Source organism: Pseudomonas sp. CFBP 13727, assembly GCF_014841915.1.
In the GTDB taxonomy this organism is placed as follows: domain Bacteria; phylum Pseudomonadota; class Gammaproteobacteria; order Pseudomonadales; family Pseudomonadaceae; genus Aquipseudomonas; species Aquipseudomonas baltica.
Genome location: NZ_JACYUT010000001.1, coordinates 1,384,550 through 1,397,678 on the forward strand (window position 1 = coordinate 1,384,550; position 13,129 = coordinate 1,397,678).

11 protein-coding genes are annotated in these 13,129 nt (G+C 64.6%); 8 read left to right on the forward strand and 3 right to left on the reverse strand.

What is annotated here, in order from left to right:
• Positions 1–4: 4 nt before the first annotated feature.
• The gene (locus IFT76_RS06145; RefSeq protein ID WP_192057652.1) at positions 5–1,171 is read left to right on the forward strand and encodes an MFS transporter; all 1,167 of its coding nucleotides are present in this window, start codon (positions 5–7) and stop codon (positions 1,169–1,171) included.
• A 15-nt stretch (positions 1,172–1,186) separates the two neighbouring features.
• Complete coding sequence (locus IFT76_RS06150; protein ID WP_122479431.1) at positions 1,187–2,236, forward strand: alkene reductase; 1,050 nt, start codon at positions 1,187–1,189, stop codon at positions 2,234–2,236.
• A 37-nt stretch (positions 2,237–2,273) separates the two neighbouring features.
• On the opposite strand, the gene IFT76_RS06155 is transcribed toward IFT76_RS06150, so the two are convergent.
• The 3 genes from IFT76_RS06155 to IFT76_RS06165 all read right to left on the reverse strand — a co-directional run bounded on the left by IFT76_RS06155 (position 2,274) and on the right by IFT76_RS06165 (position 5,232).
• On the reverse strand, positions 2,274–3,113 hold the full coding sequence (locus IFT76_RS06155) for an ATPase (protein WP_185794013.1): 840 nt from the start codon (positions 3,111–3,113) through the stop codon (positions 2,274–2,276).
• Between the two features lie 90 nt (positions 3,114–3,203).
• On the reverse strand, positions 3,204–4,202 hold the full coding sequence (locus tag IFT76_RS06160; protein WP_192057653.1) for an NAD-dependent epimerase/dehydratase family protein: 999 nt from the start codon (positions 4,200–4,202) through the stop codon (positions 3,204–3,206).
• Between the two features lie 139 nt (positions 4,203–4,341).
• Positions 4,342–5,232, reverse strand: a complete 891-nt coding sequence (locus IFT76_RS06165; RefSeq protein ID WP_192057654.1) for a LysR family transcriptional regulator ArgP — start codon at positions 5,230–5,232, stop codon at positions 4,342–4,344.
• 89 nt (positions 5,233–5,321) lie between these two features.
• Between IFT76_RS06165 and IFT76_RS06170 the strand changes: the two genes are divergently transcribed.
• The 6 genes from IFT76_RS06170 to IFT76_RS06195 all read left to right on the forward strand — a co-directional run bounded on the left by IFT76_RS06170 (position 5,322) and on the right by IFT76_RS06195 (position 13,129).
• Positions 5,322–5,921 carry a LysE/ArgO family amino acid transporter gene (locus tag IFT76_RS06170; protein ID WP_122479435.1) on the forward strand — a complete coding sequence of 200 codons (600 nt, stop codon included), beginning with the start codon at positions 5,322–5,324 and terminating at the stop codon, positions 5,919–5,921.
• Positions 5,922–6,107: 186 nt separating this feature from the next.
• A complete protein-coding gene (locus IFT76_RS06175; RefSeq protein ID WP_122479436.1) occupies positions 6,108–6,704 on the forward strand; it encodes a superoxide dismutase in 597 nt (198 codons plus the stop codon).
• A gap of 257 nt (positions 6,705–6,961) precedes the next feature.
• Positions 6,962–9,031, forward strand: coding sequence for a putative bifunctional diguanylate cyclase/phosphodiesterase (locus tag IFT76_RS06180; protein ID WP_122479437.1), 2,070 nt, complete (start codon positions 6,962–6,964; stop codon positions 9,029–9,031).
• 129 nt (positions 9,032–9,160) lie between these two features.
• Positions 9,161–10,513: an imelysin family protein gene (locus tag IFT76_RS06185; protein WP_122479438.1), complete on the forward strand. Its 1,353-nt coding sequence runs from the start codon at positions 9,161–9,163 to the stop codon at positions 10,511–10,513.
• Between the two features lie 98 nt (positions 10,514–10,611).
• A complete protein-coding gene (locus IFT76_RS06190) occupies positions 10,612–12,039 on the forward strand; it encodes a di-heme oxidoreductase family protein (protein ID WP_192057655.1) in 1,428 nt (475 codons plus the stop codon).
• Positions 12,040–12,064: 25 nt separating this feature from the next.
• Positions 12,065–13,129, forward strand: coding sequence for an imelysin family protein (locus IFT76_RS06195; protein ID WP_122479439.1), 1,065 nt, complete (start codon positions 12,065–12,067; stop codon positions 13,127–13,129).

Sequence of the window (13,129 nt, forward strand, 5' to 3'; positions counted from 1 at the left end):
TTTCATGCCTTTATCCCTGCTGATCCTGGCGCTGAGCTCCTTCGCCATCGGCACCACCGAGTTCGTCATCATGGGCCTGTTGCCCGATGTGGCAGGCGACCTCGGCGTCAGCATTCCCAGCGCCGGCTGGCTGGTGACCGGCTACGCCCTGGGCGTGGCCATCGGCGCGCCGTTCATGGCCCTGGCCACCGCGCGCCTGCCGCGCAAGGCCGCGCTGGTGGTGCTGATGGGCATCTTCATCGTCGGCAACCTGCTCTGCGCCATCGCCAGCGACTACAACGTGCTGATGTTCGCTCGGGTGGTTACTGCGTTGTCCCACGGTGCCTTTTTCGGCATCGGCTCGGTGGTGGCTGCAGGGCTGGTGGCACCCAACAAGCGTGCCTCGGCGGTGGCCTTGATGTTCACCGGCCTGACCCTGGCCAACGTGCTGGGCGTGCCATTGGGTACTGCGCTGGGCCAGGCGGCGGGCTGGCGCTCGACGTTCTGGGTGGTCACCCTGATCGGCGTGATCGCGCTGATCGGTCTGCTGCGCTTTCTGCCAGGCAATCGCGAAGAAGCCAAGCTGGACATGGTCGCCGAACTGTCGGCGCTCAAGGGCGCCGGCATCTGGCTGTCGCTGAGCATGACAGCGCTGTTCGCCGCGTCCATGTTCACCCTGTTCACCTACATCGCGCCGCTGCTGGGTGATGTCACCGGCATATCACCGCGCGGGGTCACCTACACCCTGCTGCTGATCGGCCTGGGCCTGACCGTGGGCAATATCATCGGCGGCAAGCTGGCCGATCGACGCCTGGGTGCCACCCTGATCGGGGTCTTCGCGGCCATGGCCGTGGTGTCCACCGCGCTGAGCTGGACCGCAGTGGCCGTCATCCCGACCGAAATCACGTTATTCCTCTGGGCCGCCGCGGCATTCGCCGCCGTGCCTGCGCTGCAGATCAACGTGGTGACCTTCGGCAAGTCGGCGCCCAACCTGGTGTCGACCCTGAACATCAGTGCCTTCAACGTCGGTAACGCCCTGGGCGCCTGGATCGGCGGCGCCGTCATCGCCGGTGGCCTGGGCCTGACCAGCGTGCCGCTGGCCGCCGCCGCACTGGCCGTGCTTGCCCTGATCATCACCCTGATCACTTTTCGCCAGACCCGGACGCCGGACCTGGCACCCGTCACTCACTGATAGAGGCTGTTCTTCATGACCACACTTTTCGACCCGATCAAGCTCGGCGCACTGGAACTGCCGAACCGCATCATCATGGCACCGCTGACCCGTTGCCGCGCCGACGAGGGCCGCGTGCCCAACCAGATGATGGCCGACTACTACGTGCAACGCGCCAGCGCCGGGCTGATCCTCAGCGAAGCGACCTCGGTGACGCCCATGGGCGTCGGCTACCCGGACACCCCTGGCATCTGGTCCAACGACCAGGTTCGCGGCTGGGCCAACGTCACCCAGGCCGTGCACGCCGCCGGTGGCCGGATCATGCTGCAGCTGTGGCACGTGGGCCGGATCTCGCATTCGCAATACCTGAACGGCGAGCTGCCGGTGGCCCCCAGCGCAATCGCCGCCGACGGCCACGTCAGCCTGGTGCGTCCGATCACCGGTTTCGAAACCCCACGGGCACTGGAAACCGCTGAAATCGCCGACATCGTCGAGGCCTATCGAGTGGGCGCGGAAAACGCGAAGGCTGCGGGCTTCGATGGCGTGGAAATCCATGGCGCCAACGGTTACCTGCTCGACCAGTTCCTGCAGAGCAGCACCAACCAGCGCACCGACGCCTATGGCGGCTCCCTGGAAAACCGTGCACGGCTGCTGCTGGAAGTGACCGATGCGGCCATCGACGTCTGGGGCGCCGACCGTGTCGGCATGCACCTCTCGCCACGTGCCGACCTGCACGACATGGGCGACGGCAACCGTGCCGAAACCTTCACCTATGTTGCCCGCGAACTGGGCAAGCGCGGCATCGCGTTCATCTGTGCCCGCGAGAAGGAAGGCGAGGACAGCCTGGCCGCGCAACTGCGTGATGCGTTTGGCGGTCCGTACATCGTCAACGAGCGTTTCGACAAGGCGTCGGCCAACGCTGCCCTGGCCAATGGCATCGCCGACGCCGTGGCCTTCGGCGTGCCGTACATCGCCAACCCCGACCTGCCGGAGCGCCTGCAGGCCGACGCGCCATTGAACGAGCCACACCCCGAAACGTTCTACGCCAAGGGCGCCGCCGGCTACCTGGACTACCCGCGCATGTAAGCGGCAGGCCGGGCCGCCGCCAGGCGTGCCCGGCCGTTCAGCGCCGCAGCTGGCTGATCTGCTGCTGCAGGTTCTGCACCTGACTCTGCAGCGTGTTCAAGCTGCGCGTGGCCTGTCCGCGGAACGCATCGAACTCACTGATGCTGGGGCCACTGGTGGCCGCCGGTCGATTGTCCTGCTCGCTCTTGAGCACGATGAGATCCTGCTCCAGGCGTTCGAGCTGCGCGCCCGGATTGCTCTTCTTCAACGCGGCTAGCTCGCCGTCCACGCTGTCCAGACGTGCCTGCAACTTGCCGGTGTCCGGCTGTGCCTGCTTCAACGTCGCAAGCTCGGTCGCCAGCGCCTTCAACTGCGTCTGCAATTGCTCGTTGAGCGTCTGCTGCGCAGCCACCTGAGACGCGGCCTGTTCCAGACGGGTCTGCAAGGTGCTCTGCTGGCCGGCCACGCCACTCTGTTGCTGAGTCTGTTGCGCCAGCTGGTCCTGCAACTGCTTGATTTCGGCGCGCAGCGCTTCGCTACCCGATACGGCAGTGGACTGGGTGTTGGCCACTTTGCCGCTGATGTCCTGCAAGCGCCCCGCCGCTTCTTCGCTGATGCGCGCAAAACTCTCCTGAGTCGCTACCAGTTGCTGCTCCATCAGGTTGATCTGCTGGAAACTCCACCAGCCCAGGCCGCCCAGGGCGATGAACAATGCGCCGATCAGCGCCCACAGCGCACCCGTGCTGGGCGCCTTGACGCGCACCACCGGCGTGTTACGCGAGTACAACGCGTCGCGATCGCGCCCGCCGCCCACTGGGGCAAACTCGTGGTCGTCGCGGGTATCACCACGCAAACTGGGCAGGTTGTCGTCGAAGTCGTCGGGAGCATCTTTGCGCATGTGAGAAACCTTTGTGTCACGGGGTAATGGCCAGGACCGCGAGTATACCCTTGCAACGGCGGGCACTGGCCGACCACCCGGGCGATTGGCTCAACCGCCGGGCGTGCCCTGGGCACGCCACCAGCCACAGAATTCATCCAGCGATGCCCACACGGACGTGCGTGGCTCGTAGCCCAGGTAATGCCGGGCGCGATTGATATCCAGGGTGAAATGCTCGTGCAAGGCCTGGACTTCAAAACGCGACAAGCGCGGTCGGGGTTGGCCGGGCCACAGCAGGCACGCCGACTCGCACACCGCAGCACTGACGTGGGCCAGGCCGAAGTCGCGGTAGCGCCGCACCTGGGGCAACTCCAGCTGACGCATCACGTAGTTGATCACGTCCCATAACGGAATCGGCGCGCCATTGCTGATGTTGTAGACCTGATTGAGTGCGGTATCGCCCGCCGTCAGAGCGCCCAGCAGTGCCTGGTTGAGGTTCTGCACGCTGGTGAAATCGACCTTGTTCAAACCATCGCCGATGATCCGCAGGCGATGCTTGCGCTGCATCTCGATCAACCGCGCGAACTGCTGCCCGTCGCCCGCACCGGTCACCCGATGTGCTCGCAGCACAACGGTTTCCAGGCCGAACTCGGCAGCGCCGAGCACCTTGCGCTCGGCCAGCCATTTGCTCCGCGCGGCATGCCCGCGCAGACGTCCCGGTACCTGCTCTTCCTTGACCGCCAGGTGGCTGCGACCGTCGAAACAGACCGCGGCCGAAGACAGATATACCAGCCGCTGCACGTGCTCCTTGAGACAGGCCTCGACGACGTTCTCGGTAACCTCGACATTGGCCTGCTGGAACATCTGGGCGCGGCCCCAGGTACCTGCGGCACCGGCGCAATGGACCACGGCGTCGACGCCGATGCACAGGCGCTTGGCCAGATCGGGGTCGAGCAGGTCGCCCTGCATGAACTGTGCGCCGCGTCGTACCAGATGCTCGACCCCTTCGGCCCGGCGACCGTTGATGCGCACTTCAAGCCCCTGCTCCAACGCCAGGCGCGTGAAGCGCCCGCCGATGAAGCCGCTTGCGCCGGTAACCAGAATCTTCATGAATTGCTCCGCTGTGCATCGTTCAATGTGTTACCGCAGCACGACCTCGGGAAGGTCCTGCAGCGTTCTTCGAGGTCACTCGCTGCCCGGCACCCTGGCTGTAGGCGACCGGGCCGCTAGCGGTAGACGCACGCAGGGCTCACAGCGGCACCAACCAGCTTGCGGCGCCCTCGCGCAGATGCCGGGTGAGGCGCTCGAGCAATTGCCCACCGTTGCGCCAGTGATGCCAGTACAACGGTACGTCCACCGGATGCCCGGTGACGATCTCGATCAGGCTACCATCGGCCAGTGCATCCTCGACCTGCAGCTCGGGGACCATGCCCCAGCCCATCCCGGCCTTGGCCAACCGGTTGAACCCTTCCGACGACGGGCACAGGTGATGGAGAAAACCTTCCGCCAGCCCCAGCGACGCCAGAAAACGATGTTGCAGATAATCGTCGGGGCCGAACACCAGCGCGGGCGTGCGGGGCAGATGGGCCGGTTCGAAGCCTGCGGGAAAATGCCGAGCCATGAACTCGGGGCTGGCCAGCGCGCGATAGCGCATGGCGCCCAGCAACAGGCTGCGTGCCCCGGCCAGGGGCCGCTCGCTGGCACACAGGCAGGCGGCCACTTCACCGGCGCGCATACGCTTGAGCCCGACGTCCTGATCCTCCACCACGTGGTCCAGCAGCAATTGCTCGCGAATGCAGAAATCCGCGACCGCGCCGGCCCACCAAGTGCCCAGGCTGTCCGCGTTCAAGGCAATCCGCAGGCGCTCGGGCATGCCCTGTTCATCCAGCGCCGGCACCTGCCCCTGCAGGTCACGCTCGAGCAAGCGTACCTGCTGCACATGGTTGAGCAGGCGGCGGCCGATATCGGTGGGTGCCGGCGGCGTGACCCGAATCAGCACGGGCTGGCCCACCCGCGCCTCGAGCAGCTTGATCCGCTGCGACACGGCCGACTGCGACAGGCCCAGCACCTGCGCGGCGCGCTCGAAGCCCGTTTGCTCCACCACAGCGGCCAGCGCGGCGAGCAGCTTGTAATCGAACATCAGATTTCCTAATGAGTGATCAGCACTATTGCTTTTTCTTATACCGCGCCACCCCTCACAATGGCCAGCATCAAATGGGAGATACAGCGATGTGGCAGAGTTACTTGAACGGTTTGCTGGTCGCGTTCGGCCTGATCATGGCGATCGGCACGCAGAACGCTTTCGTTCTGGCGCAGAGCCTGCGCCGTGAGCATCACCTGCCCGTGGCGCTGCTGTGCGTGGTATGCGATGCGCTGCTGGTGGCTGCGGGTGTGTTCGGCCTGGCCACGGTACTGGCGCACAATCCGACCTTGCTGGCGGTGGCACGCTGGGGCGGTGCGTTGTTTCTGCTCTGGTACGGCGTCAAGGCCCTGCGCCGTGCCTGCTCGCGGCAAAGCCTGGAACAGGCCGGCACCGCCGGATTGCGCTCGCGCAGGGCGGTGCTGCTCAGCGCGCTGGCGGTGACCCTGCTCAACCCCCACGTGTATCTGGACACGGTCCTGCTGATCGGCTCGCTCGGCGCCCAGCAAAGCGTGCCTGCCGCCTATGTCGCCGGCGCCACCAGCGCATCACTGCTGTGGTTCTTCGGCCTGGCCCTGGCTGCGGCGTGGCTGGCGCCCTGGCTGGCGCGGCCCAACACCTGGCGCCTGCTCGATCTGATGGTGGCGGTGATGATGTTCGCCGTAGCCGCGCAACTGGTATTCGCCTGAAACCGTCAGTCTGGCCACGCAAAGGCTCTGGAACCTCTATTCCACACAGTTGTTGCGTGGTTAAGCCACTATGCCGATGCTATGATCCGGCACTGCGTCGCAAAGAGTAAAAACTCGCCGACGTTTTCCAGGCCGCCCGTGATCGGCCTTGCGCAAACCGCAACAGACCTGATTAGGAGAATCACCATGGCTTTCGAATTGCCGCCGCTGCCCTACGCCCACGATGCCCTGCAGCCGCACATCTCCAAGGAAACCCTGGAGTATCACCACGACAAGCACCACAACACCTATGTCGTGAACCTGAACAACCTGGTGCCTGGCACCGAGTTCGAAGGCAAGACCCTCGAAGAGATCGTCAAGTCGTCTTCCGGTGGCATCTTCAACAACGCCGCCCAGGTCTGGAACCACACCTTCTATTGGAACTGCCTGGCGCCAAACGCCGGCGGCCAGCCTACCGGTGCCCTGGCCGAAGCCATCAACACCGCGTTCGGCTCGTTCGACACCTTCAAGGAAGAATTCACCAAGACGTCGGTCGGCACCTTCGGTTCCGGCTGGGGCTGGCTGGTGAAGAAAGCCGACGGTTCCCTGGCCCTGGCCAGCACCATTGGTGCCGGCAACCCGCTGACCAACGGCGATACCCCGCTGCTGACCTGCGACGTCTGGGAACACGCCTATTACATCGACTACCGCAACGTCCGCCCCAAGTACGTCGAGGCGTTCTGGAACCTGGTGAACTGGGACTTCGTTGCCCAGCAGTACGAAGGCCAGGCGTTCACCGCCTGACCTGCTGCACTGTTGAAAAGCCCGGCCTTCGTGCCGGGCTTTTTTGTGCCTGCCTGCATACGCCGAAGGCACGCTTCGTTTACCTTGTTGCTACATGGCCGCTCAAGAATACGTCCGGGTCGGCCGACACACTGGCGCGTCCTCCGGTATTCAAGACCATCGGTACGGCTCGCGCACATTTGTGGCTTTACGGCTTACGGTAAGTTGCCAATACTCATGGCATCTTGATGCCAAGCGTTCGAAACAAGGAATTGCCATTGAAGCTGGAAGTCAGGAACAGCTTGTCCGTCAAGTTGCTTCGCGTGGTACTGATGTCGGCACTGGTCGTGGGCATGGTGCTCAGTTGTGCGCAAATCGTCTTCGATGGCTACAAGACCCGCCAGGCCATCTCCGCCGACGCCGAGCGGATCCTCGCCATGTTCCGCGATCCGTCGACCCAGGCGGTCTATAGCCTGGACCGGGAAATGGGCATGCAGGTCATCGAAGGGTTGTTCCAGGACGATGCCGTGCGCCAGGCTTCCATCGGCCATCCCGACGAACCCATGCTCGCCGAACGTTCGCGTCCGCTACAGAGCCTGACCAGCCGCTGGCTGACCGATCGCATCCTCGGCCAGGAGCGCAGCTTCAGTACACGCCTGATCGGCCGCGGGCCCTACAGCGAATACTACGGCGACCTGCACATCACCCTGGACACCGCCACCTATGGCGAGGATTTCATCGTCAGCTCGGTGATCATCTTCATCTCCGGCACCTTGCGCGCGCTCGCCCTGGGCCTGTTGCTGTACCTGATCTATCACTGGCTGCTGACCAAGCCGTTGTCGCGGATCATCAAACACTTGCTGCAGATCAACCCCGACCGCCCCGGCGAGTACCAATTGCCGTTGCCGCGCGGCCATGAACACAACGAGCTGGGCCTATGGGTGAATACCGCCAATCAACTCCTGGCCTCCATCGAGCGCAACACCCAACTGCGCCACGAAGCCGAAGACAGCATGCTGCACATGGCCCAGCATGACTTCCTGACCGGCCTGGCCAATCGCGTGCAATTGCAGCAGCAACTTGACAAGGTGCTGCTCGACGCCCATCGCCTGCAGCGGCGGGTGGCGGTGCTGTGCGTCGGCCTCGACGACTTCAAGGGCATCAACGAACAGTTTGGCTACCAGACCGGTGACCAGTTGCTGCGCGCGCTGGCCGATCGCCTGCGGGCCCACAGTGGTAGGTTCGGCACCCTGGCCCGCCTGGGCGGCGATCAGTTCGCACTGGTCCAGGCCGACATCGAACAACCTTACGAAGCGGCAGAACTGGCCCAGCGCATTCTCGACGACCTCGATGCCGCCTTCCCGCTCGACCCGCACTCCATTCGCCTGCGCGCAACCATCGGCATCACCTTGTTTCCCGAAGACGGCGACAGCACCGAAAACCTGCTGCAGAAAGCCGAGCAGACCATGACCCTGGCCAAGGTCCGCTCGCGCAACCGCTACCAGTTCTACATTGCCAGCGTCGACACCGAGATGCGCCGGCGCCGCGAGCTGGAAAAAGACCTGCGCGAGGCACTGGCACGCAATCAACTGCATCTGGTGTACCAGCCACAGATCAGCTACCGCGACCACCGGATCGTCGGCGTCGAGGCACTGCTGAGGTGGCAGCATCCCGAGCACGGCCTGGTGCCACCCGATCAGTTCATTCCGCTGGCCGAGCAGAACCGCAGCATCATTGCCATCGGCGAGTGGGTGCTGAACGAGGCCTGCAGCCAACTGCGCGAGTGGCACGATCAGGGTTTCAGCGGCTTGCGCATGGCGGTCAATCTGTCGACCGTGCAGTTGCATCACAACGAACTGCCGCGGGTGGTCAGCAACATCCTGCAAATGTACCGCCTGCCGCCGCGCAGCCTCGAACTGGAAGTCACCGAAACCGGCCTGATGGAGGACATCAGCACCGCCGCGCAGCACCTGCTGAGTCTGCGACGCTCGGGTGCGCTGATCGCCATCGACGACTTCGGCACGGGCTATTCTTCACTCAGCTACCTGAAGTCACTGCCACTGGACAAGATCAAGATCGACAAGAGTTTCGTCCAGGACGTGCTCAACGACGAGGACGACGCGACCATCGTCCGGGCGATCATCCAACTGGGCAAGAGCCTGAACATGCAGGTGATCGCCGAAGGCGTGGAAACGCTGGAGCAGGAAGCGTACATCGTCGCCCAGGGCTGTCACGAAGGTCAGGGCTACCTCTACAGCAAACCCCTGGCCGCTCGCGAACTGACCGCCCTGCTCAAGCAATCCGAGCGCAGCCGTACCAGCCTGGCGCGGACACCGTCGCAAACCTAGCGGCAGACATGCCAGCCTGACGGTTTTTTCACATTAACCCTTTACAGAAAATGCAAATCTTTCGCATTATGGCGCAGTTTTGCGCGCCACAGGCGCGCCCGCTCGCCACTCTTGACGCAGGATTTCGCCATGATTCGTACGCCCCTGGCCACCGCCAGTCTGCTGGCCATCGCCATCGCTCTTGCCGGCTGCGACAGCAAGGACAAGCAAACCACCACCGCTGCCCAGGCCCCAGCCCCGGCTGCATCCGCCCCGGCGGCCCCGGCTGCGGTGCCCACGGCCTCCGGGACTCTGGACGAGGCGGCCGCCAAGGCCGTGGTTGCCCATTACGCCGACATCGTGCACGCCACCTTCGAAGACGCGCTGAGCACTGCCCAGACGCTGCAGAAAGCCGTGGACGCCTTCCTTGCCGCACCCAGCGACGCCACCCTGAAGGCCGCACGCGACGCCTGGGTAGCCTCGCGCCCTGCCTACCTGCAGACCGAAACCTTTCGCTTCGGCAACACCCTGATCGACGATTGGGAAGGCCAGGTCAATGCCTGGCCGCTGGACGAAGGCCTGATCGACTACACCGACAAGAGCTACGAACACGCCCTGGGCAACCCGGGCGCGACTGCCAACATCATCGCCAACAAGGAAATCCAGGTCGGTGAAGACAAGGTCGACGTCAGCGAAATCACTCCCGAGAAGCTTGCCAGCCTGAACGAGCTGGGCGGTTCGGAGGCCAACGTCGCCACCGGCTACCACGCCATCGAATTCCTGCTCTGGGGTCAGGACCTCAACGGTACCGGCCCTGGCGCCGGCAACCGCCCCGCCTCCGACTACCTGGACGGCGCGGGCGCCACCGGCGGCCACAACGATCGCCGTCGCGCCTACCTCAAGGCCGTCACCGATCTGCTGGTCAGCGACCTCGAAGAGATGCTCGCCAACTGGAAGCCCAACGTGGCCGACAACTACCGCGCCACGCTGGTCGGCGAACCGGTCGACAGCGGCCTGCGCAAAATGCTTTTCGGCATGGGCAGCCTGTCGCTCGGCGAACTGGCCGGCGAACGCATGAAGGTCGCGCTCGAAGCCAACTCGCCGGAAGACGAGCACGACTGCTTCAGCGACAACACGCACAATTCCGCCTTCTACAATGCCAAGGGCATCCGCAACGTGTACCTGGGCGAGTACACCCGTACCGACGGCACCAAGCTGACCGGCGCCAGCCTGTCCTCACTGGTGGCCAAGGCCGACCCGGCTGCCGATACCGCGCTCAAGGCCGATCTGGCCGACACCGAAGCGAAGATGCAGGCCATCGTCGACCGCGCCAACAAGGGCGAGCACTTCGACCAGTTGATCAGCGCCGACAACGCCGCCGGCCAGCAGGTGGTACGCGATGCAATCGCCGCCCTGGTCAAGCAGACCGGCGCAATCGAACAAGCCGCCGGTAAACTGGGCATCACCGATCTGAACCCGGATACCGCCGATCACGAGTTCTGATTCAACCGGGGGCTGCACTGGAGAAGGCTACGCCGACGCCAGTTGCAGCCCCCATGCGTCGGCCGAACATCCGCTTCCTTCACCACAGCTTTCCATTCATGCGCCCATCCCTGCCCCGTGTCGTCTTCCTGCTCCTGGCCTGCGGCCTGGTCGGGTGTGACGACGCCCCGCGTTTCACCCAGGCAGAGCCGGGCGAAGCACAGAGCGCGGGGCAGGCCACCGTGCGCAAATTCGATGTCAACGCCTATTCCATGCCCTCGGCCAATCTTTCGCCGGTCCGACGCCTGGATTTCAGCGTGGGCAACAGCTTCTTCCGCAGCCCCTGGGTCATCGCGCCGTCTACCACCACCGCGCGTGACGGCCTGGGGCCGCTGTTCAATACCAATGCCTGCCAGAACTGCCACATCAAGGATGGCCGCGGCCATCCGCCCGAAGACAACGCGCTCAGCGCCGTCTCCATGCTGGTCCGCTTGTCGCTGCCCAACAGCCCGCATTACCTGCGCGAGATCGAACGCCTGGGCGTGGTGCCCGAGCCGGTCTACGGCACACAGCTGCAGGATATGGCCATCCCTGGCCACGTGCCCGAAGGCAAGGTGAGGGTCACCTATCAAAGCGTGCCGGTGCGCTTCAAGGACGGCACTCTGGTCGAGCTGCGCCAGCCGCAGTTGCAGATCAGCCAATTGGGCTACGGCCCACTGCATCCCGACACACGCTTCTCGGCGCGGGTCGCACCACCGATGATCGGCCTGGGCCTGCTCGAAGCAATCAGCGAAGCGGATATCCTGGCGAATGTCCGCAACCAGGCCGATAGCGCCGGGCCGATCAAGGGTCGGCCCAACCAGGTATGGGACGACAGCCAAGGCCGCAGCGTGCCTGGCCGCTTCGGCTGGAAAGCCGGACAGCCCAATCTGAACCAGCAGAATGTCCATGCCTTTTCCGGCGACATGGGGCTGACCACCACGCTGCGACCCTTCGATGACTGTACGGCGGCGCAAACCGATTGTCGCCAGGCGGTCAACGGCAATGGCCCGGGCGGGGAACCCGAAGTCAGTGATAACATTCTGCGTCTGGTGTTGTTCTACACCCGCAACCTGGGTGTGCCTGCGCGCCGCGACGTCGACTCGCCGCAGGTCCTGGCCGGCAAGAATCTGTTCTATCAGGCCGGCTGCCAGGGTTGCCACGTGGCGCAATACACCACGGCCAGCGACGCGGCGGAGCCCGAGCTGCGCAGCCAGACGATTCGCCCCTACACCGACCTGCTGCTGCACGACATGGGCCCCGGCCTGGCCGACGGGCGCAGCGAGTTCAAAGCCGGCGCACAGGACTGGCGCACGCCGCCGCTGTGGGGCATCGGCCTGAGCGAAACGGTCAGCGGGCATAGCCAGTTTCTCCACGACGGTCGCGCGCGCAACCTGCTCGAAGCCGTGCTGTGGCACGGCGGTGAAGCCGAAGCGGCCAGGCAACAGGTATTGCAATTCGACGCCCAGCAGCGCGCTGCGCTGCTGGCGTTCTTGAACTCTCTCTAGATGAACACACGTTTCAGGAGCCTACATGTTCCGTCCCAAGCTGCTCTTCACCGGCCTCGCCGCCCTGGCACTGGGTGCCTGCTCGCCGCAAGACCGGCAAGCCGTTACCAGTGCGGCCATAGCCAAGCAGGTCATCCTGCCGACCTATAGCCGCTGGGTGGAGGCCGATCGGCAACTGGCTGCCAGCGCCCTGGCGTTCTGCCAGGGTACGCAGCCACTGGATGCCGCGCGTGCCGATTTCCTCAAGGCGCAAAGAGCCTGGGCCGAGCTGCAACCGCTGCTGATCGGGCCGCTGGCCGAGGGCAACAAAGCCTGGTCGGTGCAGTTCTGGCCGGACAAGAAGAACCTCGTCGGCCGTCAGGTCGAGCAACTGGCCAACGCCGAGCAACCCATCGACGCACAGGGTTTGGCCAAGGCCAGCGTGGTCGTGCAGGGGCTGTCGGCCTATGAGTACATCCTGTTCGACAGCAAGCCGGAAATTGCCGATGCCGCGCAGAAAGCGCGCTACTGTCCACTGCTCAGCGCCATTGGCGAGAGGCAGAAAGCGCTGGCCGAAGAAATCCTCGCCAGTTGGAACAGTGCCGACGGCATGCTCGCGCAGATGACCAAGTTTCCCAACCAGCGCTACGCCGACTCCCACGAAGCCATCGCCGATGTGCTGCGTGCGCAGGTCACCGCACTCGACACCCTGAAGAAAAAGCTCGGCGCGCCCATGGGCCGCCTCAGCAAGGGTATCGCCCAGCCCTACCAGGCCGAGGCCTGGCGCAGCGCGCAGTCGATGCACAGCGTGCGGGCGAGCCTGGCGGCCGCCCAGACCGTCTGGGTCGGTGTCGACGGCAAGGGCCTGCGCGGCCTGTTGCCCACCGAGCAGAAACCCCTGGCCGACAAGATCGACGCCGCCTACGCCGCGTCCATGAAGCTGCTCGACGGCAATACCCGCAACCTCGGTGAACTGCTCGGCGACGATGCCGGCAAACAGTTCCTCAACACCCTCTACGACAGCCTCAACGTGGTCCACCGTCTGCACGAAGGCGAACTGGCCCGCGCCCTGAACATCCAGCTGGGCTTCAATGCCAACGACGGTGACTGA

Excerpts from the sequence above, each read along its gene's own strand:
- IFT76_RS06145 (WP_192057652.1), top strand. The coding sequence starts at position 5 with ATGCCTTTATCCCTGCTGATCCTGGCGCTGAGCTCCTTCGCCATCGGC.
- IFT76_RS06150 (WP_122479431.1), top strand. The coding sequence starts at position 1,187 with ATGACCACACTTTTCGACCCGATCAAGCTCGGCGCACTGGAACTGCCG.
- IFT76_RS06155 (WP_185794013.1), bottom strand. The coding sequence starts at position 3,113 with ATGCGCAAAGATGCTCCCGACGACTTCGACGACAACCTGCCCAGTTTG.
- IFT76_RS06160 (WP_192057653.1), bottom strand. The coding sequence starts at position 4,202 with ATGAAGATTCTGGTTACCGGCGCAAGCGGCTTCATCGGCGGGCGCTTC.
- IFT76_RS06165 (WP_192057654.1), bottom strand. The coding sequence starts at position 5,232 with ATGTTCGATTACAAGCTGCTCGCCGCGCTGGCCGCTGTGGTGGAGCAA.
- IFT76_RS06170 (WP_122479435.1), top strand. The coding sequence starts at position 5,322 with ATGTGGCAGAGTTACTTGAACGGTTTGCTGGTCGCGTTCGGCCTGATC.
- IFT76_RS06175 (WP_122479436.1), top strand. The coding sequence starts at position 6,108 with ATGGCTTTCGAATTGCCGCCGCTGCCCTACGCCCACGATGCCCTGCAG.
- IFT76_RS06185 (WP_122479438.1), top strand. The coding sequence starts at position 9,161 with ATGATTCGTACGCCCCTGGCCACCGCCAGTCTGCTGGCCATCGCCATC.
- IFT76_RS06190 (WP_192057655.1), top strand. The coding sequence starts at position 10,612 with ATGCGCCCATCCCTGCCCCGTGTCGTCTTCCTGCTCCTGGCCTGCGGC.
- IFT76_RS06195 (WP_122479439.1), top strand. The coding sequence starts at position 12,065 with ATGTTCCGTCCCAAGCTGCTCTTCACCGGCCTCGCCGCCCTGGCACTG.